This window comes from Micromonospora sp. WMMD967, from assembly GCF_029626165.1.
GTDB classification, from domain to species: Bacteria; Actinomycetota; Actinomycetes; order Mycobacteriales; family Micromonosporaceae; genus Micromonospora; species Micromonospora taraxaci.
In genome coordinates this window covers 3,052,515-3,077,020 of sequence record NZ_JARUBK010000001.1, presented here as the reverse complement: position 1 = coordinate 3,077,020, position 24,506 = coordinate 3,052,515, and the positions used below count along the sequence as shown (strand labels likewise).

Sequence of the window (24,506 nt, the reverse complement as noted above, 5' to 3'; positions counted from 1 at the left end):
GGCGGATGTGAATCACGAAAGAATTCATCGAAGTCGCATGCGCCCTGGTGGAATCAGGGATTCACCGGGCGCTCGCAGCACCACTGTCGGCACTGACCGCTCGGCCTCTAACGGAAACATCGATGTAACGCAATCGTAGGAAAGCGGTTTCCGCAAAGGCAAGGGTTGACGCTTGCAGGTTTGTTGCAGCGCCGGGAGGTGCAGCCCGGCCCCACCTCGCGGGAAGCCCTGCGCCTTCGAGTATTGACACCGCACGGTGGGCCGTCGATGCTCTGCTAAATCAGTTTAGCGGCGGTCGGGAACCCCTCCACCCAGCGCGACCGTCGTCGGCTGAGCGCACCACCACCCAGAAAGGACTCGCATGAGACTCCGAAACGGACTCATCCCGCTCGCCGCCACTCTCGTGCTGGCCAGCGCCTCCGGCACGGCGTACGGCAGCCCTGGCGACAAGCCCGGCCCCGAGGACGGAATCCGCAGCATCACCCCGATCACCACCGTCTACACGTACGGCCAGAAGGTCTCCGCGGTCGCGATCGAGTACGGGGCGACGGTCAACCCCCGCACCCTCGACACCGGCACGTTCTCGGTGAGCGACACCGTCTACAACTTCCGCTTCAACCCCATCGAGGACCTGCCGAAGCTCGCCGACCGGACCGTCACCCACACCTACACCAACGGGGTCGCGGACACCCGTAGCGACCACCGGTCGACGCCGGGCCGGTACGTCATCGTCGAACTCGACCGCGCCGACACCGGCGGCAACACGGTCATCGTCTCCAAGTGCCCGACGTTCCTCTGCACCGTGAAGGTCAACCCCGAGCTGCCCACAAGGGTCGTGCAACGCAAGGACGTGCACGCCCAGCCTGGCCGAGGGGCCGGCAAGGGCCCGGTGCTCGCCCGGGCCACCCCGCACGAATCCCGGCCGGTCACCGAGAAGCCGGTCGACCACCTCGTCGAGGAGTTCACCTACGGCTCGTACCTCAGCGGCGGCATGGTGCTGCCGTACCACTACCGCCTTCCGAAGAACTACCAGCCCGGCCGCACGTACCCGCTGATGGTCGTCCTGCCCGGTCACGGGATGGGCTGGGACGGCGACAACCTCGGTGTCCAACTCGCCGCCGACATCCCGGCGACCGCCTGGCTGCAACCGGAGTGGACCGGCACCTCCGAGGACGTCATCGTCCTGGCGCCCCAGCACCAGCGGGTCGGCGGGGCCGCCGAGGCGGACCTGCTGATCAAGCTGCTCGACCAGTTCGTCGGCGAGTTCGCCGTGGACACCCGCCGGGTGTACGCGACGACCGTCTCGTACGGCTCCCAACTGCTCTGGGCGGCGTTCGCCAAGCGGCCGGACCTGTTCGCCGGTGGTCTGGTGACCGGTGGCTTCCCGGTCAACGCCACGCAGGCGACAGCCATCGCGGCGGCCGAGGTGCCGGTGTGGATCACGCACGGCGAGCACGACCACCTGCTCAACGTGTCGGGCGCGCGCAACTCCACGACCCTGCTGCGGCAGGCGTACGAGGCCCGGGGCAAGAGCCCTGAGCAGACCGCCGACCTCGTGGGCTACACCGAGTACGCCGACGCCGCGTTCTCGGTGCCGGACTACCACGCGGCGTTCGGCCCGACCTACGAGGACAGCAGCATCCTGCGGTGGCTCCTCGGCCAGGCAAAGCCCGCCACCGCTGCCAACTGACGGCGCAGCGCCCCGCCCCGGTGATCATGAGGTTGTTGTCATCGCTCCCGGCGTGTCGGGGCGATAACTTCATGGTCACCGGGGCGGGTCCGGCGGGAGCAGGCCCGGGGGGTCAGTTCAGACAGGTGCGGAGGGCTGCGGTCAAGCGGTTGGCGCGCTCGTCGCCCATCCCCCGCATCTGGTTGACCACGTACCCGAATCCGACCTGGTGCTGGGCGTCGGCGAAGGCCAGGTTGCCGCCCGCGCCGTCGTGGCCGAAGCTGCGCTCGCCCAGCAGTGGCCGGGCCGGCGGCGAATGCAGCAGGAAGCCGCTCCCCCAGCGTTGCCCGGTGTCCGGCGGGCCGTGCCGCTGCTGACCCCGCGAACGGACGACCACCGCGTCGTCCACCGACGCGGTGGTCAGCAGCGGACCGTCCTGGATGTCCGACACGCAGGCCGCGTAGAGGCGCGCGAGACCGTCCGCGGTGCTCACCGCGCCCGCGCCGGGAACGCCCGCGGCCCGGATGGCCGGGTCGTTGAAGCTGACCAGACCATCGTCGTCGGCAGGGAAGGCGAAGGCGCCTCCCATGGTGATTCCGCGTTCGGCGACCGGGTCGACGAACGGGTCGGCGTCCGGTGGTGGCGCCAGACCCCAGGCGACGGTGTCGCTCTCGGCGGCGGGCAGCCCGAGCCAGGTACGCAGACCGAGCGGCTCCGCGGCGACCTCGGCGAAGTACGCGCCGGGCAGCTGGCCGGTGATGCGGTGGATCACCTCGCCGACCAGCCAGCCGTAGGTCATCGAGTGGTAGCCGTGCGCGGTGCCCGGCTGCCACAACGGTGTCTGCGCCTCGATCGCCTTAATGACCGGATCCCACGCCAGAACCTCGTCGAGGGCCAGGGGCCGGTCCAACGCGGGCAGGCCGGCCTGGTGGGTGAGCAGCCACCGCACGGGGATGTCCGCCTTGCCGTGCTGCCCGAACTCCGGCCAGTAGCGCGTCACCGGAGCGTCGAGGTCGAGCCTGCCCTGCTGAACCAGGAGGTAGGCACAGATCGCCAGGATCCCCTTGGTGCAGGAGAAGACGACGACCGGCGTGTGCGCATCCCAGGGGCGCCCGGTCCGCGTGTCGGCCACGCCGCCGTACAGGTCGACCACCTTGCGACCGCGGACGTAGACGGTGACGGCAGCGCCGACCTCCCCCTGGGTGGCGAAGTTGTCGCGGAACACGTCGGCGACGCGGCCGTAGCCCTCGTCGGCATGGCCGTGGATCTGCGGCTGTGTGAGCACTGCCTACCCCTTCACTGACCCCTGGATCAGGGCCTTGATGAACTGTCGCTGGAAGATCAGGAACACGATGAGGGTGGGCGTGAGGATCAGCAGCGATCCGGCGCACAGCAGCACGAGGTCCGTGCCCCACTGACCCTGGAACGCGCCGAGCGCCCCCGCCATGGTGCGTTTGGTGGCGTCGTCGACCAGGACGATGGCGAGGAGGAACTGGTTCCAGGTCCAGAGGAACATCAGGATCGTCAGCGAGGCGATGGCCGGCCGGGCCAGTGGCACCTGGACCCGCCAGAACATCTGCCACGTGCTGCTGCCGTCCACCCGGGCCGCCTCGGACAGCTCGACCGGCACGTTGGTGAAGTGCGCCCGCATCCAGAACACCGCGAACGGCATGTAGAGGCCGATCAGCGGCAGGATGATCGCCCAGCGCGTGTTGAGCAGGCCGAAGTCCTGCATCTGGTAGTACAGCGGGGTGACCACGGCCTCGAACGGCAACGTCAGGCCGAGCAGGAGCAGGCCGAAGACGAGTCGACCGCCGGGCACCCGGAGCTGACCGAGCCCGAACCCGGCCATGGTGGCGATGAGCACGGACACCGGCACGACGCCGGCCACGATGAGCAGGCTGGAGCGCAGCAGGGCACCCATGTTGGCGGCGGTGAAGGCGTCGGCGAAGTTGCCCCACTGCGGGTCGGACGGCCAGGCCAGACCGGTGGGCACCGTGCCGCGTGGCTGCAACGCCGCCGAGAGCATGCTCACGAACGGCAACAGGGTGACGAGGATCAGGGCGATCAGGAAGACGCGGCCGGTCACCTGTTCACGGCGGCTCAGGTTCACGGCTTCTCCCCTCGGGTCAGTCGCTGGATCGGCAGCACACAGACCAGCACCAGCAGCATGAGGACGACGGCGAGCGCGGAGGCGAGCCCGACCTGACGCTGCGAGAAGGCCAGCCGGTAGATCTCCAGTCCCGGAACTGTGGTCTGGAGGCCGGGACCGCCGCTGGTGGAGATGTAGACGATGTCGAAGCTGGCCAGGGCGGCGATGATCGTCACGGTGAGGCAGACGCCGATCTCCTGGCGCAGGCTGGGCAGGGTCACGGCGAGGAACTCACGGACCGGGCCCGCGCCGTCCAGACGGGCGGCCTCGTAGAGCGCGGGATCGATCTTGCTCATGCCGGTGACCAGCAGGATCGTGCAGAGGCCGAGCAGGACCCAGGCCCCGATCACGCCCACGGCGGGCAGGGCCGTGTCGAAGTCGCCGAGCCACGCGCGGGCGACGCCACCGAGGCCGACCGCGCGCAGCGCCTGGTTGACCAGACCGTTCGACGAGAGCAGCCAGCTCCACGCGATGCCGGCCGCCACCAGGGGAATGACCTGCGGCAGGAACAGGATGGTCCGCACGACGGTCCCGAACGCGCCGGTGGTGATCCGCCGGACCATGCTCGCCACCAACAGACCGAGCGCGACGGGGATGAAGCTGAAGAAGACGATCAGGACGACGGCGTTGCCGATGATTTTGAGCAGGTCGCTGTCGGTGAACACGGTGACGTAGTTGTCCAGACCCGCCCAGCGGGCCACCCCGATCCCGTTCCAGTCGTAGAGCGAGTACTGGAACGTCAGGACGAGCGGGCGGAGGACGAACACCGCGTACATCACCAGGGCGGGCAGGACGTACAACCAGCCGGTCCCGGCCGCGCGGGCCCACCGGAGTCGGTGGGCCCGCGCGGGGGTCGGACGGGCGGGACGATCCGCTGACGACACCTGATCGTCCCGCCCGGTTGGTGCGCTGCCGAGGGCAGACGTCATCGGGACAGTTCCTTCGCGTACTCGGCCTGGACGGCCTTCACGTACCCCTCGGGAGTCTGCTGTCCGGCGATCAGCTTCTGCATCTCCGGGGTGATCGCGGCGGCGAAGATGCCACCGGTGGCGTTCGCGGTGAAGTCCACCGCGCCGTTCTCCGCGCCGAGCTGCTGCGACGCCTTCAGGGTCTCGGCCAGGACGGTGTTCGGAGCGGCGGCCGGCACCGGCAGGTCACTCGGGCCGCCGGGGCTGGAGCCTCCGACGGTCACCGCGATCTCGCGCGCCTTGTCGTTGGTGTGGACCCAGTTCAGGAAGAAGGCGGCGGCGTCGGGGTTCTTGGCCTTGGCGGAGACGCCGAAGGTGTTCGGGGCGGACATCGCGACGTGCTTGCCGCCGGGGGCCTCCGTCGGGAACAGGAAGAAGCCCACGTTGCCGGGCATCCCCTTGTCCAGGTTGGCCGACTCCCAGTCGCCGTTGAACATGAACAGGCCGTTGCCCTTCTGGAACTCCCCCACCATCCCCGCGTAGTCGATGGCGTTGGCGTCCTTGGGGAAGTAGCCGGCCTGCGCCCACTTCTGGATGGTCTGGGTGGCCTTCAGCGCGGCCGGAGTGTCGAACGTGGCCCCCGGCTTCTGGAAGATCCAGTCGGCGACCTGGGTCGGGTCGCCGAACTGGTTCTGCAACGCCTGGTGCGGGAAGTTGATGCCCGCCGTGTTCTTGTTGAACTGCATGATCGGCTGGACCCCGGCGGTCTTCGCCTTCGCCAACAGCTGCTCGAAGTCGGCGACGGTGGCCGGCGGCTGGGTCATGCCGACCTGGGCGGCCAGCTTCTTGTTGTAGAAGACGCCGGTGACGCTGTAGCCGAGCCCCATGCCGTACAGGGATCCGGTGCCCCGGGTGTTCTCACCGACGCGCAACTGCATGAGCTGCGAGGCGGGGAACTTGTCCCACCCGTACGCGGTGAAGTACGGGTCCAGGTTCTTGAGCAGGTCGTCCTTCACCAGGTCGACCATTGTGGGGAGCCGGATGATGTCGGGCGAGTTGTCCGACGCCATCACCCGTGGCGCGTTCTCCACGATCACCGTGAACTGGTCCTCGCGGATGTTGAACGTGACGTTTGAGTGCTGCTTGGAGAACTCGTCGGCCAGTGCCTTGGCCAGGGGGAAGCCGGTCTCCGCGTACATCTCCAGGGTGATCGGCGCGGTCCCGAGGTCGGTCTTCACGGCTGCGTCGGACTTCGGGGCCGACGACCGGTCCTCCCCGGGCGCGCTGCACGCCGTCGCGGCCATCCCGACCGACAGCAGCGACGCGAGGAGCACGGTTCTCCGTCGCGCGAGATTCGTCAGTAATTCTGCCATTTCATGACTCCTCGACTATTCATCCGCCACGCGGCCTCACGACCGCGCGACAGCTCCACCGGAACCACCGCGCCGGACTGACGGCGACGACGTGCGCGTCGCGACCCGTGGATCGAGCACGACACCGCACCTGTCACCACGAGGCCCTGGCATGGCCATCGAAGGCGCCTCTGGATGCACCAGAAGTGGTCGCTAAACTGATTTAGCAGAGCATGCGCGTGGCACGGGAAGCTGTCAAGGACAACCTGGCAACAGGGCGGAAACGTCGGGTTCACACACTCCGGGCGTGACCGACGCGAGATCTCGGGCGGCGACGCATCATGATGGGCAGGAGCAGCGCCTAAGGCACCGCGCCTGATTCGGAGGACTGATGGGCAGCAACAGAGCAACACTCGCCGACGTCGCGCGGAGAGCCGGGCTGTCCAAGACCGCCGCGTCGATGGTGCTCAACGGTCGGGAGGGCACCCGACTCTCGGCCGAGGCGCACCAGCGCGTGTTCGCCGCCGCCGAGGAACTCGGCTACCGGCCCAACCTCGCCGCGCGCAGCCTGCGTACCCGCAAGACCGCCACCATCGCGTTCGTCTCCGACATCGTCGCCACCACCCGGTTCGCCGGCGACCTCATCCGGGGTGCCCTCGACGCGGCCCGCGAGCGCGACCACGTGCTGCTCATCACCGAGACGCAGGGCGACGCCACGTTCGAGCAGTACGCCATCGAGGCGATGCTGGACCGGCAGGTCGACGGGGTGATCTACGCGGCGATGGCCACCCGACGGCTGACGGTGCCGCCGGCCATCCTCGGCGGTCCGGTGGTGCTGCTCAACGCCACCAGCTCCGACGGCCTGCCCAGCGTGCTCCCGGACGACGACCGGGCCGGCCGCACCGCCGCCAACACACTGCTCGAACTCGGCCACCACGACGCCATCGCGCTCATCGGCCGCAACCGGCTCAAGGAGGAGGACCCGGAGGTCTCGCTCGCCGCGCGGGCGCGTCTGCACGGCATCCGGCAGGCGCTGGCCGACGCCGACGTCTCCCTCCTGGCCGAGTGCTTCTGCACCGAGTGGTTGCCCGAGCACGGGTACGCCGCCATGCGCGGTCTGCTGAACCGGTCCACGCGGCCCAGCGCGGTCATCTGCATGAACGACCGCCTCGCCTTCGGCGCCTACCAGGCGCTCGGCGAGGCGGGGTTGACGGTCCCGGAGGACATCTCGGTGATCTCGTTCGACGACGATCCGATCGCCGCCTGGCTGCGTCCCGGCCTGGCCACCACGGCACTGCCGCACGAGCAGATGGGGCGGCGAGCGGTCGAGCTGCTGCTGGACGGCGGCGACACCGAGCCCTCGCTCGTGCCGATGCCTCTGCGCCGCCGGAAGTCCCTCGCCCCTCCGGCGGAATGACCACGAGCGGGCCTCGGGATCACTGGGCCGACCCCGCCCGGGCCGACGCTAAAACGGTTTAGTGCTAGGTTTCCCGCCATGCTTCGTCTACCCGACCACTGGGTGTGGGACAGCTGGTACGCGCGGGACGACAACGGCCTCTGGCACGCGTTCTTCCTCCGCGCCTCCCGCGCCCTGCACGACCCGCACCGCCGGCACCGCCGCGCCACGATCGGCCACGCCGTCTCGTCGGACCTGCACTCGTGGCACCTGGTCGCCGACGCCGTGGTCCCCGCCGACACTCCCGCCTGGGACGACCTGGCGACCTGGACCGGCTGCACGGTCCGCGGCCCGGACGGGCGCTGGTACCTGTTCTACACCGGGGTCGGCCGCGCCGAGGACGGTCTCGTGCAACGCATCGGTCTCGCCGTCTCCACCGACCTGATCACCTGGCACCGGCACGGCACCGAGCCCGTCGTGCAGGCCGACCCGACCTGGTACGAGCTGCTCGACAAGGACCTGTGGTACGAGCAGGCCTGGCGTGACCCGTGGGTGTTCCCCGACCCGGACGGCGAGGGCTGGCACATGCTCATCACCGCGCGCGCCAACACGGGACCGACGAACACCCGTGGCGTCGTCGGCCACGCCACCTCCACCGACCTCCTCACCTGGACCGTGCAGCCGCCGCTGTCGACACCGGCCGGCTTCGGTCACCTGGAGGTGCCCCAGGTAGCTGTCGTCGACGGGCAGCCCCTGCTGTTGTTCTCCACCGATGCCACCAGCAGCGCCCGACGCGACGACCAACGGATCTGGGTGGCGACCGGCGAGACCGTCCGCGGCCCGTGGGACATCGCGTCCGCCCGCCCGTTCACGCACCCGCACCTGTACGCGCCGCGACTGGTCCCCGGCCCCGCCGGCGACTGGTCACTCATCGGTTTCCTCGACCACGTCGACGAGACGTTCGTCGGGGAACTCACCGACCCCATCCCGGTACGTCTCGACGCGTCGGCCGGGCTGGTGCTGGACCCGGCGCGCACGCTGGCCGCGACCTGACGGCGAGGCACCCGGACACGACGCCCCGCCGAGCCGCCCACCGCGTCGAGGTCGGCCGACCCGACGACCGGTGAACGCACGAGGTCCGGGCTGCGGCAGTCGCCGCAGCCCGGACCGTGGACAGCGTCCGGTCAGCTCAGCTACGGAGCTGCCACTGCTGGTTGCTCCCGCCGTTGCAGGACCAGAGGATCAACTTCGTGCCGTTCGCCGTTCCGGCGGCGTTGGCGTCCAGGCAGAGGCCCGACTGCACGCCCGTGATCGTGCCGTTCGCGTTGACGTTCCACTGCTGGTTCGACTGACCGTTGCAGTCCCAGATCACCACCTGGGTGCCGTTACTGGTGCCCTGCCCGGAGGCGTCCAGGCACTTGGTGCCGTACACCATGAGTTGCCGGCTCGCGGTGTGCGTCCACCGCTGGTTGGCGGCTCCGCTGATGCAGTCCCAGAGCTGGGCCTGGGTGCCGTTGGTCGTGCTGGAGTTGCCGATCTCGGCGCAGCGGCCCGACTGGACTCCCACGATCTGCACGTTCTGCGGGTTGGTGCTGCCGCCGCTCTGCACACCGGCGGCGTTGATCACCGTCTGCGCGCCGGACGGCCAGTTGCCTCCGGAGACCGTGACGTTGCCGTTGACCACGTTGCCGCGATCACCGTTGGTCACGTTCGTGCTGTTGTTCGTCGCCCAGTTGTTGGTGACGGTGAAGTTGCCCATGTTCTCGGCGTACCAGTAGTTGGCGGTGGCCCAGGTGCCGGTGTTGGAGAAGACGTTGTTGCGGGCGGTGTAGTAGCGGGAGCCCTCGTCGAAGTAGAGCCCGAACCAGCCGTTGGTGCGCAGGCAGTAGTTCTCGTTGATGGTGCCGCCCGGGTTCGCCGAGAGCGTGTAGATGCACCCACCGTCGGTCATCTGCTGCATCACGTCGTGCACGTAGTTGCCGATGACCTGGTTGTTGGCCGCCGTGGTCGCCGTCGTGTAGCGCGGCTGGTAGTTGTAGAGGCCCCGGTTCGCGTAGTGCTGGCTGCCACCGGCGTCGTTGGCACCCCAGCCGTAGCCGACCGACAGGCCGGTGTACGGCATGTTGTAGACCTCGTTGTGCGAGACCAGCGCCGTGTTCACGTAGGTGGTCAGGATCGAGACCACACCCCGGTATTCCAGGCCGAGGTCGTGCACCCGGTTGTTGCTGATGGTGATGTTGCGGTTGACCATCCGCTGGTCGCTGGGGTGGTGGGCGTCGGCGCGTACGCCACCGACCACGATGCCCCCGGCGGAGTTGCGGGCGATCTCGGAGCGGGTCACCGTGATGTTGCTGGCCCCCAGGCCGACGCCGCTGGCGTGGGCGTTGGCGTCGTTGCCGATGCCGATGGCCGTCTGCCCGAGGTTGACGAACTGGGAGTCGCTGAAGGTGATGGTGTTCGCGGCCGAGACCTGCACGGCGGCGGGCATCTGGTTCCAGTTCGGCCGGGTGGCCTCGAACTGCGGGCAGCCGGCCTGGCAGGAGGTCAACGCGTCGGACGGTCGGGACCACGTGCCGGTGATGTGCGCGCCGGTCTGCTGGTCCGCGAAGCCGTTGCTGCTGCTCGGGCCAAGCCAGCTGGTGCCGGTGAAGGTGATCCCGCTGAACGAGATGTGGTGGGCCGGCGCGTCGTAGGTGCCGCCGACGTTGACGAGCGACTGGAGCTGCGGCAGCTCCACGCTGACGGAGCTCATGTTCTGCCCCGAGAGCGGGATGTAGTTGAGCTGTCCGTTGCTCGGGTTGAGGTACCACTCCCCCGGCGAGTCCAGGAACTCGTACGCGTTGGTCAGGTAGAACGGGCCCGCGCGGTGCGGGCTGGAGAGGGTGTCGAACCCGAAGGTGTTGTTGTTCCACGCGGGCTGCTGCATGGTCAGGAAGTTCCCGCTGATGCTCTGCACCGGCGAGTACCGGTCGGTGAACGAGCCGACGCTCTCCACCTCGACCCGGTTCTGGTTGCCGAGATTGTTCAGGTAGTTGAGCGCGCTGTTGCTGAACCGCATGCCGCTCGTGGTGAAGGTGAAGTCGGCGCGGTTCACCGCGGTCCGCGCCCGCGTGGCGACCGCACCGTTGACGTAGAGCTGACGGGCGTCGAGTCCGGCGCCGACGTTGGCCCGCCAGATGTTCCTCCCGGCGTCGACCTGCGACCAGCCGGTGACCGCCCGGGCACCGGTGATCGTCGGCCGGGCGGAGGCGGCGGCCCGCCAGATCACCTGGTAGCCGTTGTTGCCCGAGTCGGCTGCGGTCAGTCGCATCGGCGACGTGAGCCGGTAGGTGCCGTTGGCCAACTCCACAACGATGTCACCGGACATGGAGGTGTTCTGTGAGCGCACCGCGGCCTGGGCGGCGGTCAGCGAACACGGCTGGCTGGCCGAGCAAGTGGTGCCGGTGCCGGTCGGGGACGCGTAGAGGGTGGTGGTGGCCGCGGCGGCCGGAGACGCCGAGACGGTCACGGCGACCACTGCGGTCACCGCCGTCGCGGCGGCGCCGGCCAGCAGCCGGCGCAGCGGAGGGGAAGAGGACACGGGACGGTACTCCTGACATGCGGAGGGCAGGGGGACGGGACGCCTCGGCGGGCGGGCGGAGGCGTGGGTGGCGGGGGCGGGCGGCGGCTACCCGAGGATCTCCCGGAGATAGCGCAGGCCGTCGGTGGCGAGGCGATCCTGCGAGGGGGCCAGCGGACGCCAGATCGCCGCGGCGGTGGCGATGGTCTCGTTCTCCGCCGTGAACGACTCGATGCAGATGGCGCCCTGGTAGCCGGTGTCCCGCAGGACTGTGAAGAACCGGGGCCAGTCGAAGTGGTCGGCACCGGGAGCGCCCCGGTTGGAGCCGCTGACCTGGACGTGCTTGATGTGCCGGCCGGCGACGGCGAGGGCCGCGTAGGGGTCGGCCTCCTCGATGTTCATGTGGTACGTGTCGATCATGATGCCGACACTCGACGGAAGACCGTCGATCAGCTCGATGGTCTGCTCGATCGTGTTGACGACGCTCGTCTCGTAGCGGTTCAACGCCTCGACACCGATGCTCACCCCGCACTCGCCCGCCTGCTCCGCGACCGGCGCCAGGGCGCGCCGGAAGTCCGCGTAGCAGGCGGCGCGAGCCGTCGGCGACATCCGCCAGGTCCGACCGACCGAGGCGTACACGGGGCCGCCGACGCATCCCGCGCCGACGACCGCCGCGTTCGCCACGCACTCCTTGAGGTACGCCACCGTCGACTCGACGACCGCTGGCGGGGCGTCCACCAGGTCCCGCCCCGGCGGGGTGACCGCGCAGACGCCGGCGGCGACGAGGCCGTGCTCGGCCAGCAGATCCCGGGTACGGACCGGATCCCAGTCACCGGGTTGCTCGATCGGCAACTCGACCGCGTCGAAGCCGAACGACGCGATCCGTGGGATCAGCTCGGCCAGGGCCTTGTCGTCGACCGGGGAGGCCCACACCCACGGGTTGACGCCGATGGCGTACATCGGAACCTACTTCCAGCGCTGCGGGTAGCCGGGCAGGTCGGTGCAGCCGCACATCGCGTAGTGCAGGGGCGGCATGTTCGCGTCGAGGTACTGGTCCAGGTTGTCCTGGGTGACGGTCGGCTGCGGCAGCTTCCACGGGTTGGAGACCTGCTCGCCGTCGAGGATCCGCAGGGCGGCGATGATCGGCGTACGCCACTGGTAGGTCGGGTAGGTCGGTGCGATCGCGGTGAGCTGCTTGTCCTTCCAGATCTTCAGGAAGTCGAGCTGGTCCTCGCCGTTCATCGGCGGGACCGGCTTGCCCGCGTCCTGGAAGGCCTCGACCGCCGCGACGGCCGTTGCCCCGGCGTCCATCCAGACACCGTCGATCGTGCCGTACCGCTGGATGTAGTCGTCGACGATCTTCTTGGTCTTCGCCGGGTCGCCGTCGGTGAACTCGACACCCACGACGTCGACCTTCGCCTTGTCGAACGCCACCTTCGCCGCCGACCAACGGGTCTCCAGAACGTCCACGCCGGGCAGGATCCGCAGGGCGAGGACCTTGCCGCCGGGCTTCATCTTCTGGCTGACGAACTCCGCGCCGACGTGGCCGAACCCGTACCCGCCGATGGGGTTGATGAACGTCACCGGGCACTTCGTGTTGACGCCACGGTCGAAGACGACCACCGGCAGGCCCGCCTTGCAGGCCGCCTCGACAGCCGGGGTGAGCGTCGCGGTGGTGTTCGGCGAGACGATGAGCGCGTCGCAGCCCTTGCCGAGCAGGTCGTTGATGTCCGCGATCTGCTTCTGGTCCTTGCCCTCGGCGTCGACGTGCACGAACTCCTTGATGCGGCTCTTCTGCGCCTCGACCTCGGCCTGCATGGTCTTGAACCCGACCTGCCGCCACGGGTTGTTCAGGGCCGCGTTGGAGAAACAGATCTTGTGCGGCCCGTTCTTCTTGAACGTGGCGGTGTCCACCATCTTCGGGTTGAGCGCCTGCTCCCACGGCTTGTCGGCCGGCCCGGTGGCGGTGGCGGTCAGCAGTGCCAGCTCGGCGTCGTAGTCGGCCTGCACGAAGAACTTCGACTGCTCACCGGTGCCCGATCCCGCGGCCGGAGCACTCCCCGAAGGGCTCGCGGCCGGTTCGTCGGTGGCGCACGCGGTGAGGGACAGCAGGGTGACAGCGGCCAGCGCCGCTAGGGAACGTCGCACTATGGCTCCTCTTTATCTCGACGAAGAACGCGTTGCGGAGACCGCCACGGCGAGCAGGATGATCCCGCCCTGGACGGCCGACCTGAGGGCGCCGGAGACGCCGTAGAAATTCATCAGGGCGAACAGCAGTTCGAGGGTCAGCGCGCCGAGCATCGCGCCGACGACAGCGCCGCGACCTCCGCCCAACGCGACCCCACCGAGGACGACGGCGGTGATGGCGCCGAACTCCAGGCCGGACCCGGCCTGGAACGACACCCCGCTGTAGCCGCCGAGCAGGATCGCCGCCACCGCCGCCGCGAGGCCGCTGAGGATGAAGGCGAGGGTTCGGGTACGCCAGACGCGTACGCCGCTCAACTCGGCGGTGCGCGGGTTGTCGCCGACGGCGACCAGTGTGCGCCCGAAGTCAGACCGCATCAGCAGCACGGCCACCACTGCCAGGACCAACAGCACCAGCAGCGCGTACGGCACGCGGCCGAGCAGTGGCACGTCCTCGAAGGCCCGCCGGCCGAAGCGACGGAACTCCTCGGAGAGCGCACCCTTCGGGGCGCCGTCGGACCACAGGTAGACCGCCCCGAAGAGGATCAGGAACATGCCGAGGGTGGTGATGAACGACGGCACCCGCAGCCGTGTCGTGACGAGGCCGTTGACCAGGCCGACGAACGCCCCGAAGGCGAGCAGGAGCAGGACCACCGGCCAGGTACGGCCGGGGTCGCCGTCGATCAGTCGGGCGGCGACCACCACCTGCGCGGTGACCAGCGAGCCGACGGACAGGTCGAACTCGCCGGAGACGATCACGAAGTACTGGCCGGCGGCGAGCAGGATGATCGGCGCCGAGCGGCCGAGGAAGGACATCAACGAGGGGGGTGCCAGGAAGTCGGGCTGTCGAATGCCGACGAGCACCAACAGCACCCCGAGGATCACGAGGATCGGCAGGACACCACCGGGACGCACCCGGGGGAGCCGCAGCGGCAGCGAACGGGTCTGGACGGTCTGCATGGCTAGGACGCCTTTCGCAGGGCCCTGCGGGCATAGACGGCGACCGCGGCGATGATGATGACGCCCCGGATCACCTGCTTGAAGAAGGCGTCGACCTCGAGCTGGTTGAAGATGGAGTCGATACTGGCGAGCAGCAGCACCCCACCGAGGGTGCCGATGACGCCGCCGCGACCACCGGCGAGGGCGGTCCCGCCGATCACCACGGCGGCGATCGACTCCAGGTCGTAGAGGCCCTCGGTGCCGACCCGGGGCGCACCCGAGCCGAGCCGACTGGCGAGGTAGATGCCGGCCAGCCCCGCGCACATCGAGCAGAGCATGTGGGCGGTGACGAGAATGCGGTCGTTGCGGACACCGGAGAGCCGGGCCACCTCCGGGTCGCCACCCACGGCGACCAGGTGGTGCCCGAACCGGGTCCGCGAGAGCGCGAACCAGGCTGCGGCGGTCACGGCGAGCAGCAGCAGGAACGACACCGGCACCGGACCGACGCGCTGGTAGCCCAGGGACTGCACGAGCGAGGGCGAGGTGGTGCCGGCCGGGCCGTCGTACCCGTTGTCGAGGTATCCCTTGAGTAGCAGCCCGACGCCGAGCGTCGCGATGAACGCGTTGACCCGGAACTTGGTGACGAGCAGCCCGTTGAGCAGCCCGATGCCCGCGCTCACGGCGAGCGCCAGGCCGATCGCCGGCACCAGCGCGCCGTCGCTGCCGTTCATCGTCTCGGCGGCGACGAGTGTGCTGAGGCTGATGACGTACGCCACCGACAGGTCGAGCGAGCCGCCCAGGATGACCAGGGTCTGACCGACGGCGACGAGCCCGAGCCCGGCCGCGACGTGCAGCAGACTCACCGTCGTGGACTGGTTGAAGAGCTGACCGCCGTCGACGAGGACGACCAGCCAGCCGATCGCCAGGGTGAGGAACAGGGCCACGAAGACGCCCGGCACGGGGCGGCGGGCCGGAAGGAGCGACAGGGCGCTCATGCGGCGGCCTCCCGTACGGTGCCGACCGCCAGGGCGACGACGTCCTCCTCGGTCGCGCCGGCGGGCAGCTCGCCCGCGACGCGCCCGTCGCGCATGACGACGATGCGGTCGCTCATTCCCAGCAGCTCCGGCAGGTCGGACGAGATCATCAGCACGGCCGCGCCGTCGCGGGCGAGGCTGCGGACGAGGTCGTGGATGGCGGACTTCGCGCCCACGTCGATCCCCCGGGTCGGTTCGTCGAAGAGCAGGATCCGCGGGTTGAGCGCGAGCCAGCGGGCCAGTACGACCTTCTGCTGGTTTCCGCCGGACAGGAAGCGGATCTCCTGGTCGTCGCCGGCGGAGCGGACCTCCACGGCGGCGAGCAGTTCGCGCAGGCGTTGCGTGCGGGCCGCACGACCGGACCGGGCCGCGAAGACAGCGCGGCTGGCGAGCAGCGCGTTGTCGAGCACCGACTGCCGGGGCACGATCCCCTCGCCCTTGCGGTCCTCGGTGACGTACGCGATGCCGGCCCGCATCGCGGTGCGGGGCGAGCGCAGCCGGACCGGTCGGTCGTCGACGGTGACGTCACCGGTCGTAAACGGGGTCACCCCGAAGATCGCACGGGCCAGCGCCGAACGCCCGGAGCCCTGGAGGCCGCCGATGCCCAGCACCTCACCGGCGCGCAACTGGAGGTTGACGTCGTGCAGCTTGCGGTTGCCGGCGTCCCGGAGGTTGAGCCGCACCGGGCCGCGGTCCTCGGGGGCGGCCCGGTCCGGGTAGTAGCTGGACAGCTCCCGGCCGACCATGTGGCGCACCAGCTCGTCGGCGTTGGTGGCCGTGGTGTCCACTGTGGTGACCCGGCGGCCGTCCTTGAGGACGGTGATCCGGCTGGACAGGTCGAAGACCTCGGCGAGCCGGTGCGAGACGTAGAGCAGGCCGATGCCTCGTTCCTGGAGTCGGCGCACCAACCCGTAGAGCAGCTCCACCTCGTGGTCGGCCAGCGAGGCGGTCGGCTCGTCCATGATGAGCAGGCGGGCGTCCAGGGCGAGCGCCTTGGCGATCTCGACGACCTGTTGCTGTGCGACGCCGAGCTGGCCCACCCGGGCGTCCGCCGGCAGCGCGGTCTCACCGATCGAGGTGAGGAGCTGTGTGGTGCGGTCGAGCATCGCCCGACGGTCGACCAGCCCGCGGCGGACCGGCTCGTGCCCCAGGTAGACGTTCTCCGCGACGGTGCGCTCCGGGAGAAGGTTGAACTCCTGGTGGATGATGCCGACGCCGGCCCGCTGCGCGTCGCGCGGACCACGGAACGTGCGCTGCTCGCCGGCGAACTCGACGGTGCCCTCGTCCGGAGCGTAACCGCCCGAGACGATCTTCATGAGGGTCGACTTACCGGCGCCGTTCTCGCCGACCACGGCGTGCACCTCGCCCGGCGCGACGTCCAGGTCGACATCGCCGAGAACCCGTACGCCAAGGAAGGACTTGCCGATGCCCCGGAGGTTGAGTAACGGCACCGGCCGTGGGTCTGACATTCCGAAAGCCCTCACAGACAGTAGTCATCAACAAGATTCGATCAAACGCTACGGCGACTTCGAAGCGACAGCCATCGAACTTTCGTAGGTACCGATGGATGCTTACGTTCTTCTATCGCGAACATTCCCTTGACATCGACGAAACATCACACGTATGAAGATAGATGTTTGGATGCTGGTCCGCAATCCTCGACCGGGGCCGATTGCCAGGTCCGGCAACCAGACCGGCAGCGATGCCGCAGCGGGGAGGTCGATGACGGCCGTCGTCAACCGGGCAGAACGTCGGACGTCACTTCATTAATTGACAGTCATGGATCTCTAGCTCATCCTGACCTCGTGGACCACGGGACGAGAACCACGGCGACCGTCACGCTGGGTGATGTCCCGCGGGTCTGACTGCCGTTGCGGCGAACGGCATGAGGACAGACCAGACCGCTCACGCCCACCCGCGCGTGCAGGCACAACCTGACGCAGCGTGGTGCTCGTGGTCACACCCCCACCACCCGCCCAACCTAGGAGACGGCATGCGTCGCAACACATTGCTCATCTCAGTGATCGCCGGCTTGTTGCTGGCGCTCGGACTCGCCCCACCCGCGTCGGCCGCTCCGGCCTTCCGGGCCCTGGTGTTCAGCAAGACCACCGGCTACCGCCACGACTCGATCCCCGCCGGGATCAGCATGATCCAGCAGCAGGCCGCCGCGAACAACTTCGAAGTGGTGGCGACCGAGGACTCCAGCGTCTTCACCGCCAGTAACCTGGCGACCTTCGACGTGATCGTCATGCTCCAGACCTCCGGCATGGTCTGGACCTCGGCGGCGCAGCGCCAGGCGGTGGAGGGCTACCTCGCCAGCGGCAAGGGCATCGTCGCCATCCACAACGCCACCGACATGGGCATCGAGAGCGAATACCCGTGGTGGGACCAGACCATCAACGCCGGCGCCCACATGCCCGAGCACTCCCCCGGCGTGCTCCAGGGCACCGCCATCGTCGCCGACAAGAAGCACCCGTCGACGGCCAGCCTGCCGGATCGGTGGACCCGCAGCGAGGAGTGGTACAACTTCGACGCCAACCCGCGCGGCAACGTGCACGTACTGGTGACCGCCGACGAGCGCACGTACAACCCGGGATCCCGGGCGATGGGCCCTGATCATCCGATCTCCTGGTGCCGCAACACCAACGGCGGCCGGGTGTGGGCCACCGCGATGGGCCACGCGATCGGCTCCTACAGCGAGGCGAACTTCCAGAATCACGTGCTCGGTGGCATCAAGTGGGCGGCCGGCAACGCCGCCGGTGACTGCGGCGGCACCGTCTGGGGCAACTTCGAGAAGCGCACCCTCGACGACAACACCGTCGACCCGATGGCGCTGGGTGTGGCACCGGACGGCCGGGTCTTCTACGTCCAGCGCGGCGGCCAGGTGAAGATCTTCAAGCCCTCCACCAACAGCACCGTCACCGCCGGCACGCTCAGCGTCTACACCGGCGGCGAGGACGGCCTGACCGGCATGGCGCTGGACCCCAACTTCGCCACCAACGGCTACATCTACCTGTACCACTCGCCGGCCAGCAGCAGCACCGACGTCAACCGGGTCTCCCGCTACACGGTCAGCGGTGACACGCTGAACACGTCCAGCGGCGTGACGATCATCGACATCCCCGCGTACCGGGACCGGACGTTCCCGGAGCCCGGCCACACCGGCGGCTACATCAAGTTCGGTCCGGACGGCAACCTCTTCATCGGCACCGGCGACGACACGCCGCCGAACCTCGACCCGAACTGGCAGGGCTACGCCCCGTTGGACTGGCGGTCGGGCAAGTCCAACCTGGACGCCGCGCGCAGCGCGGGTAACACCAACGACCTTCGGGGCAAGCTGCTGCGCATCCGGCCCTCGGCCAACGGTGGCTACACCATCCCGTCGGGCAACCTCTACCCCCAGGGCACCGCGCAGACCAAGCCCGAGGTCTACGCGATGGGCTTCCGCAACCCGTTCCGCTTCTCCATCGACCCGGCCAACGGCTGGGTCTACCTGGCCGACTACGGCCCGGACCGCAACCCGCCCACCACCAACCGTGGCCCGGAGGGCCTGGTCGAGCTCAACGTGATCAAGCAGGCCGGCAACTACGGATGGCCGTTCTGCCACGGCGACAACCAGCCGTACGCGCCGTTCAACCCGGACACCGGCGTCGTCGGCTCCAAGTTCAACTGCTCCTCGCCGGTCAACAACTCGCCGAACAACACCGGTCTGACCAGCCTGAAGCCCGTCGTCGCGCCGAACATCTGGTACGGCTACGGCACCTCGCCGACCTTCCCGGAGCTGGGCTCCGGCGGCTCCGCGCCGATGGGTGGGCCGATCTACCGGTACGACGCGTCGAACCCCTCCGCGACGAAGTTCCCGCCCTACTACGACGGCGTGCACTTCTTCTACGAGTGGGCGCGCAACTACGTCAAGGAGGTGCACTTCGACTCCTCCTCGGCGGTCACCCGCACCAACCCGTTCCTGCCCAACGTGCGGTTCAACAAGCCGATGGACATGGAGTTCGGCAAGGACGGCTCGCTCTACCTGCTGGAGTGGGGCACCAACTTCGGCGGCGGCAACAGCGACTCCGGGCTCTACCGGATCGACTACAACCAGGGCGGCCGGTCACCGATCGTCAAGGCCACCGGCACGCCCACCAGCGGCAGCGCACCGCTGACCGTCCAGTTCAGCAGCGCCGGCACGTCCAACCCGGACGGCGGCACGCTGAGCTACCTGTGGACCTTCGGCGACGGCACCACCTCGACGGCGGCCAACCCGTCGAAGGTGTACACCTCCAACGGCAACTACACCGCCCAGTTGAAGGTCACCAACAGCGCCGGCAAGACCGGCTTCGCCAACGTCCCGATCACCGTCGGCAACAGCGCCCCGGTGCTCACCATCACCACACCGGGCAACGGCGGCATGCTGACCTTCGGTGACAAGGTGCCGTACCAGATCACCGTTACCGATCCGGACGGCGGCACCGTCGACTGCTCGAAGGTGTTCCTCAACCCGGCGCTGGGTCACGACGACCACGCCCACGAGACCACCGAGTACCCGGGCTGCTCGGGCACCATCTCCACCGACCTGCTCGGCGGACACCCCGATGGCGCCAACCTGTTCTACGTGCTGAACGCCCGGTACACCGACAACGGTGGCCCCAGCGGTGGTGCGCCGCTCACCGGCACCGCACAGGCGATCCTGCAGCCGAAGCACAAGCAGTCCGAGTACTTCAGCAGCCAGTCCGGCATCCGGGTGGTCGACCAGGCGGCCGCGGAGAGCACCAAGCGCATCGGTGACATCTCCTCGAATGACTGGATCGCGTTCACCCCGATGAACCTGTCGGGGATCTCGACGGTCAGCTACCGGCTGTCGTCGCCCTCCGGTGGCGGTTCGATCGAGCTGCGGGCCGACTCGCCGACCGGCACCCTGTTGGCCACCACCACGGTGCCCAGCACGGGTGGCTGGGACAACTACCAGTCCACGACACCGGTGAGCGTCGCCGCCCTCGGCGGGACGCACACGCTCTACATGGTGTTCAAGAACGCCAACAACTCGTTCGATGTTGACTCGCACACCTTCGGCGGCAACGGCGTCGGGACACCCGGCACCGGAACCGGCACCGGCCTGGCCGGTAAGACCTACACGGTCACCGCACAGCACAGCAACAAGCTGTTGGACGTCAGCGGTGTCTCCACCGCCGACGGCGCCCAGATCACCCAGTGGGCGTCCACCGGTGGCAACAACCAGAGGTGGCAGGCGGTCGACGCCGGTAACGGCGCGCTCTACCTCAAGGCCGTGCACAGCGGCAAGTGCGTCGAGGTGATCGGTAGCTCGACCGCGGCGGGTGCCTTCCTCCAGCAGGCCACCTGCAACAACGGCAACCAGCAGAAGTTCACCGCCACCGCGACGGGAACCTCCGGCGTGTACACGGTGAAGAGTGCGCTGAGCGGGCTCTGCATGGACGTCAACGGCGCTTCCACGGCCGACGGCGCCCGGGTGTTGCAGTGGAACTGCACCAACGCGACGAACCAGCAGTGGCGGTTCACCGCCCTCTGACCTGCGGCTGTCGCGGTAAGAGATGACGTCCCGGTCGGGACCGGTATCCGATGATCGGAGCCGGTCCCGGCCGGGACGCCTTTTCCCAGCCGCGCTACGCGGCCTCGTCCGGGCCGGGCTGCGCGGCAAGCAGACCCGCCTGCGCCAACGCGCCCCAGAGCTCCTCGGGTACGACGGTCCCGAACCGCCGCATCGTCTCGGTCACCTGCCCGCCGTCGCGCACACCGACGACAGTCGACACCACTGCCGGATGCCTGCGGACGAAGGCGAGCGCCGCCTGCGGCAGGGTCACCCCGTACGTCTCGCAGACCGCCGCGATCCGTCTCGCCCGCTCGATCAGCTCCGCCGGCGCCTGCTGGTAGTTGTAGACGGCATCGGTTGGCGGCCGCTCCCGCGACAGCAGCCCCGAGTTGTAGACGCCCGCGATGACCACGCCCACGCCCCGGTCGCCGGCGGCCGGCAACAGGTCGTCCGCCGCCCCCTGCTCCAGCAGGGTGTACCGCCCGGCGCACATCAACACGTCCACGTCGGTCTCCCGCACGAACCGCGCCAGCATCGCCGACTGGTTCATGCCGGCGCCGATCGCGCCCACGACGCCCTGGTCACGCAGCTCGACCAGGGCGGGTACGGCCTCGCGTGCGGCCTGCTCCCAGTGGTCGTCCGGGTCGTGGAGGTAGACGACGTCCACCCGGTCCAGCCCGGTCCGCTCCAGGCTGGCCTCGATCGAGCGGAGGACGCCGTCGCGGCTGAAGTCCCAGACCCGCCGGTGGCTGGCCGGGACGTCGAACCCGTCGGAGTCCCGCAGGTGCGCGTCCTGCGGGGACGGCACCAGGAGTCGTCCGACCTTCGTCGACACGACGTACTCGTCACGTGGTCGGTCACGCAGGGCAGCGCCGAGTCGACGCTCGGACAGCCCCAGCCCGTAGTGCGGCGCGGTGTCGTAGTACCGGACGCCCGCCTCCCACGCGGTGTCGACCGCCGACGCGAACTCCTCGTCCGTCGTCGTCCGGTACAGGTTGCCGCCCTGGGCCGCGCCGAAGCCCAGGTCGGTGAGGCGTACCTGCGGGCGGAGCGGCAGTGCCCGTGCCCTCATGACGCCTCCAGCCCGTAGACGCGGCGTGCCGTGTCGGCCCAGATCGGTGCCTGGTCGGCCTCGTCGTGGCCGCCCAGCAACTCCGCCAGCGCCTCGACCCACCGCGCGTACGAGCTGGCGAGCAGGCAGACCGGCCAGTCCGAGCCGTACATCAGTCGGTCCGGCCCGAACGTGTCGAGTGCGGCCTCGACGGCCGGTCGGAGGTCTCCCGGCGTCCAGGGCGACCGATCGACCTCGGTCACCAGACCGGAGATCTTCGCCGTGGTGTTGGGCGCGTCCGCCAGCGCCCGCAGGCCGCGGGTCCACTCCGTCATCTCCGGACGGCCCAGCGCGGGCTTGCCCAGGTGGTCGAGGACGAAGTTCACCTCCGGCAGGTCGTGCGCCAGGCGCGCGGCCATGTCCAGCTGGTGCTGGCGGACCAGCAGGTCGTACACCAGGCCCGCCGCACCCACCGCCTCGATCCCCCGCCGGACGTCCGGACGGTCCAGGTACGCCGGGTCGGTCTCGCTCTGCACGAGGTGACGGATGCCGACGAGGCGGTCTCCGCCCGGTGCGGCCCGCAGGCGGTCGATGCGGGCGACGACGTCGGCGGCGGTGAGGTCCACCCAGCCGACGACACCGCGGACGAGGGTGTCCCCGGCCGCGATGCCGAGCAGGTCCACCGTCTCCGCCTCGGAGGCGATGGACTGCACCACCACTGTCGCGGTGACCCCGGCCGCCTGGGCCAGCGGCGCGAGGTCGGCGGGCTCGAAGTCGGCGTCGATGGCCGCCATCGTCACCGGGTCGATCCATGTCTGGGGGTGCCGTGCGCGGACCCAGAGGTGATGGTGCGCGTCGACGATCCCGGCTCGTCGAGGCCCCTGCCCGCCGGTCATCGGCCCAGCCAACCGCCGTCGACGGGCAGCACGATCCCGTTGACGTAGTCGGACGCCGCCGACGCCAGGAACACTGTGGCGCCTCCGAGATCGTCGGCGCGACCCCAGCGGGCGGCGGGGATCCGACCGAGGATCGCCTGGTTACGGTCGGGATCGTCGCGCAGCGCCTGGGTGTTGTCGGTGGCGATGTAGCCGGGTGCGATGGCGTTGACGTTCACCCCGTGGGCGGCCCACTCGTTGGCCAACGCCTTGGTGAGGCCGGCGACGCCCGACTTCGACGCGGCGTACCCGGGGACGGTGATGCCGCCCTGGAAGCTCAGCAGCGACGCGGTGAAGATGATCTTCCCTCGGCCGCGCTCGACCATCGTCCGGCCGATCTCCCGACTCAGGACGAACTGGCTGCTGAGGTTCACCTCGATCACCTGGTCCCACATCTCGTCCGGGTGCTCCGCGGCCGGAGTACGGGCGATCGTGCCACCGTTGTTCACCAGGATGTCGACCGGTCCCAGAGCCGTGAGGTCACGGGCCAGGCCGTGCACTGCCGCCCGGTCGCCGAGGTCGACCCGCAGCGCGGTGAACCGTCGACCGGCGGCCTGCACGCGGGCCTCGACCTCGCTGCCGCTCGCTTCGAGCTGGGCGGAGACGCCGACGATGTCGGCACCGGCCAGGGCCAGGGCCTCGGCCATGGCGAGACCGATGCCACGCCGGGCCCCGGTGACCACCGCGGTCTTACCGGACAGGTCGAACAGCGCGGTCACCTGCTACCTCCCTGTACGTCGAGCAGCACCTTCATCACGCCGCCACCTTCGAGCGCCGTGAAGGCGGCGGCGGCCGCGTCGATCGGCTCGACCCGGGAGATGAGCTGTCGTGCCGGGATCGCGCCCGAGGCGACCAGCCGGATCGCCTCCTCCATGTCGTCGCGCTGGTAGAGCCGGGCGCCGAGGAGCTCCAGTTCGCGCCAGAAGAACCGGTGCAGGTTCACCTCGCGGGGCCTGGGGTGGATCGCCACCATCACCAACCGGCCCCGGGTGGTGAGCACGTCGACAGCCGTGGTGACACCGGCGGCAGCGCCGGACACCTCGAAGGCGATGTCGGCGCCCGCTCCGTCGGTGCGGTCGCCGACGAGGGCCACGACGTCGGTCGACCCCGGGTCGACGGCCTCGATTCCGACTGCGCCGGCCACCTCACGCCGGTACGGGTCCGGCTCGACCAGCAGCACCCGCGCGCCCCGGCTCTGCGCGACGGTCGCGATCAGCACGCCTACCGGCCCACCGCCGACCACGACCACCTGGTCGTCGGCGGAGACCTTCCCCCGCCGGACGTCGTGCACGGCGACCGCGACCGGCTCCACGAGCGCGGCGTGGTCGAGCGGTAGTTCCTCGGGCAGTGGCAGGACCAGTTCCGCCGGCACGTTCCAGGAGGACTGCATGGCGCCGGGTGAGTCGATACCGAGGAAGTTCATGGCGTGACAGATGTGCGAGGTGCCGCGCCGGCAGGCCGCGCACCGTCCACACGGGCGGGTCGGCATCACGGTGACGGGCTGGCCGACGGTCACGCCGTCGACGTCCGCGCCGACCGCCGCGACACGTCCGGACATCTCGTGCCCGATGATCGCGGAGTCACCGACCCGGGCGTCCATGTCGCCGTGGTAGATGTGCAGGTCGGTGCCACAGATTCCGGTGTAGGCCACGTCGATCCGCACCTCTCCGGGACCGGGTGGCGCCGGTTCGCGGTCTTCGATTCCGAGGTCACGAGCCCCCCGGTAGACGACTGCCTTCATCGATCCTCCGTCTCGACGGTCGG

Annotated in this window: 18 protein-coding genes; 4 read left to right on the top strand and 14 right to left on the bottom strand. The window is 69.5% G+C overall.

All coding sequences use genetic code 11. The features are described from left to right. Positions 1-361 precede the first annotated feature (361 nt). Positions 362-1,690: a hypothetical protein gene (locus tag O7631_RS14430; protein WP_278144683.1), complete on the top strand. Its 1,329-nt coding sequence runs from the start codon at positions 362-364 to the stop codon at positions 1,688-1,690. Between the two features lie 112 nt (positions 1,691-1,802). Here O7631_RS14430 and O7631_RS14425 read toward each other — a convergent pair whose 3' ends face one another. Genes O7631_RS14425 through O7631_RS14410 form a run of 4 tightly spaced genes read right to left on the bottom strand, consistent with a single transcriptional unit; the run spans position 1,803 to position 6,102 of the window. Continuing rightward, on the bottom strand, positions 1,803-2,954 hold the full coding sequence (locus O7631_RS14425; RefSeq protein WP_278144682.1) for a serine hydrolase domain-containing protein: 1,152 nt from the start codon (positions 2,952-2,954) through the stop codon (positions 1,803-1,805). Between the two features lie 3 nt (positions 2,955-2,957). After that, positions 2,958-3,782: a carbohydrate ABC transporter permease gene (locus O7631_RS14420; RefSeq protein ID WP_145784610.1), complete on the bottom strand. Its 825-nt coding sequence runs from the start codon at positions 3,780-3,782 to the stop codon at positions 2,958-2,960. After that, the gene (locus O7631_RS14415) at positions 3,779-4,750 is read right to left on the bottom strand and encodes a sugar ABC transporter permease (RefSeq protein ID WP_278144681.1); all 972 of its coding nucleotides are present in this window, start codon (positions 4,748-4,750) and stop codon (positions 3,779-3,781) included. Before O7631_RS14415 ends, O7631_RS14420 begins: the two co-directional genes overlap by 4 nt. Then, complete coding sequence (locus O7631_RS14410) at positions 4,747-6,102, bottom strand: extracellular solute-binding protein (RefSeq protein WP_278144680.1); 1,356 nt, start codon at positions 6,100-6,102, stop codon at positions 4,747-4,749. The genes O7631_RS14415 and O7631_RS14410 overlap by 4 nt, the downstream gene beginning before the upstream one ends. A 370-nt stretch (positions 6,103-6,472) precedes the next feature. Between O7631_RS14410 and O7631_RS14405 the strand changes: the two genes are divergently transcribed. Both O7631_RS14405 and O7631_RS14400 read left to right on the top strand, forming a co-directional pair. After that, positions 6,473-7,498 carry a LacI family DNA-binding transcriptional regulator gene (locus O7631_RS14405; protein WP_278144679.1) on the top strand — a complete coding sequence of 342 codons (1,026 nt, stop codon included), beginning with the start codon at positions 6,473-6,475 and terminating at the stop codon, positions 7,496-7,498. A 78-nt stretch (positions 7,499-7,576) separates the two neighbouring features. Further along, a complete protein-coding gene (locus tag O7631_RS14400; protein ID WP_347403508.1) occupies positions 7,577-8,530 on the top strand; it encodes a family 43 glycosylhydrolase in 954 nt (317 codons plus the stop codon). 136 nt (positions 8,531-8,666) lie between these two features. Here the strand turns inward: O7631_RS14400 and O7631_RS14395 are convergent, their stop codons facing one another. The 6 genes from O7631_RS14395 to O7631_RS14370 form a co-directional block, all read right to left on the bottom strand. Next, on the bottom strand, positions 8,667-11,057 hold the full coding sequence (locus tag O7631_RS14395; RefSeq protein WP_278144678.1) for an RICIN domain-containing protein: 2,391 nt from the start codon (positions 11,055-11,057) through the stop codon (positions 8,667-8,669). 87 nt (positions 11,058-11,144) lie between these two features. Then, a complete protein-coding gene (locus O7631_RS14390) occupies positions 11,145-11,996 on the bottom strand; it encodes a sugar phosphate isomerase/epimerase family protein (protein ID WP_278144677.1) in 852 nt (283 codons plus the stop codon). 6 nt (positions 11,997-12,002) lie between these two features. Further along, the gene (locus tag O7631_RS14385; RefSeq protein ID WP_278144676.1) at positions 12,003-13,184 is read right to left on the bottom strand and encodes an ABC transporter substrate-binding protein; all 1,182 of its coding nucleotides are present in this window, start codon (positions 13,182-13,184) and stop codon (positions 12,003-12,005) included. A gap of 12 nt (positions 13,185-13,196) precedes the next feature. Further along, on the bottom strand, positions 13,197-14,180 hold the full coding sequence (locus O7631_RS14380; protein ID WP_278144675.1) for an ABC transporter permease: 984 nt from the start codon (positions 14,178-14,180) through the stop codon (positions 13,197-13,199). Between the two features lie 2 nt (positions 14,181-14,182). Further along, positions 14,183-15,154, bottom strand: a complete 972-nt coding sequence (locus O7631_RS14375; RefSeq protein WP_278144674.1) for an ABC transporter permease — start codon at positions 15,152-15,154, stop codon at positions 14,183-14,185. Continuing rightward, positions 15,151-16,662: a sugar ABC transporter ATP-binding protein gene (locus O7631_RS14370; RefSeq protein WP_278144673.1), complete on the bottom strand. Its 1,512-nt coding sequence runs from the start codon at positions 16,660-16,662 to the stop codon at positions 15,151-15,153. Before O7631_RS14370 ends, O7631_RS14375 begins: the two co-directional genes overlap by 4 nt. A 524-nt stretch (positions 16,663-17,186) precedes the next feature. Between O7631_RS14370 and O7631_RS14365 the strand changes: the two genes are divergently transcribed. Further along, positions 17,187-20,735: a ThuA domain-containing protein gene (locus O7631_RS14365; protein WP_278144672.1), complete on the top strand. Its 3,549-nt coding sequence runs from the start codon at positions 17,187-17,189 to the stop codon at positions 20,733-20,735. 94 nt (positions 20,736-20,829) lie between these two features. Here the strand turns inward: O7631_RS14365 and O7631_RS14360 are convergent, their stop codons facing one another. Genes O7631_RS14360 through O7631_RS14345 form a run of 4 tightly spaced genes read right to left on the bottom strand, consistent with a single transcriptional unit; the run spans position 20,830 to position 24,483 of the window. After that, positions 20,830-21,828 (bottom strand): aldo/keto reductase, encoded by a 999-nt coding sequence (locus tag O7631_RS14360; protein WP_278144671.1) that lies wholly within the window; start codon positions 21,826-21,828, stop codon positions 20,830-20,832. Then, complete coding sequence (locus O7631_RS14355) at positions 21,825-22,703, bottom strand: amidohydrolase family protein (RefSeq protein WP_278144670.1); 879 nt, start codon at positions 22,701-22,703, stop codon at positions 21,825-21,827. Before O7631_RS14355 ends, O7631_RS14360 begins: the two co-directional genes overlap by 4 nt. Further along, a complete protein-coding gene (locus O7631_RS14350; protein ID WP_278144669.1) occupies positions 22,700-23,461 on the bottom strand; it encodes an SDR family NAD(P)-dependent oxidoreductase in 762 nt (253 codons plus the stop codon). Before O7631_RS14350 ends, O7631_RS14355 begins: the two co-directional genes overlap by 4 nt. Continuing rightward, positions 23,458-24,483, bottom strand: a complete 1,026-nt coding sequence (locus tag O7631_RS14345; RefSeq protein WP_278144668.1) for an alcohol dehydrogenase catalytic domain-containing protein — start codon at positions 24,481-24,483, stop codon at positions 23,458-23,460. The genes O7631_RS14350 and O7631_RS14345 overlap by 4 nt, the downstream gene beginning before the upstream one ends. Positions 24,484-24,506 lie beyond the last annotated feature (23 nt).

Coding starts and splice junctions, on each gene's coding strand:
- O7631_RS14430 (WP_278144683.1), top strand. CDS start 362: ATGAGACTCCGAAACGGACTCATCCCGCTCGCCGCCACTCTCGTGCTG.
- O7631_RS14415 (WP_278144681.1), bottom strand. CDS start 4,750: ATGACGTCTGCCCTCGGCAGCGCACCAACCGGGCGGGACGATCAGGTG.
- O7631_RS14410 (WP_278144680.1), bottom strand. CDS start 6,102: ATGGCAGAATTACTGACGAATCTCGCGCGACGGAGAACCGTGCTCCTC.
- O7631_RS14405 (WP_278144679.1), top strand. CDS start 6,473: ATGGGCAGCAACAGAGCAACACTCGCCGACGTCGCGCGGAGAGCCGGG.
- O7631_RS14400 (WP_347403508.1), top strand. CDS start 7,577: ATGCTTCGTCTACCCGACCACTGGGTGTGGGACAGCTGGTACGCGCGG.
- O7631_RS14390 (WP_278144677.1), bottom strand. CDS start 11,996: ATGTACGCCATCGGCGTCAACCCGTGGGTGTGGGCCTCCCCGGTCGAC.
- O7631_RS14380 (WP_278144675.1), bottom strand. CDS start 14,180: ATGCAGACCGTCCAGACCCGTTCGCTGCCGCTGCGGCTCCCCCGGGTG.
- O7631_RS14375 (WP_278144674.1), bottom strand. CDS start 15,154: ATGAGCGCCCTGTCGCTCCTTCCGGCCCGCCGCCCCGTGCCGGGCGTC.
- O7631_RS14370 (WP_278144673.1), bottom strand. CDS start 16,662: ATGTCAGACCCACGGCCGGTGCCGTTACTCAACCTCCGGGGCATCGGC.
- O7631_RS14365 (WP_278144672.1), top strand. CDS start 17,187: ATGCGTCGCAACACATTGCTCATCTCAGTGATCGCCGGCTTGTTGCTG.
- O7631_RS14360 (WP_278144671.1), bottom strand. CDS start 21,828: ATGAGGGCACGGGCACTGCCGCTCCGCCCGCAGGTACGCCTCACCGAC.
- O7631_RS14355 (WP_278144670.1), bottom strand. CDS start 22,703: ATGACCGGCGGGCAGGGGCCTCGACGAGCCGGGATCGTCGACGCGCAC.
- O7631_RS14345 (WP_278144668.1), bottom strand. CDS start 24,483: ATGAAGGCAGTCGTCTACCGGGGGGCTCGTGACCTCGGAATCGAAGAC.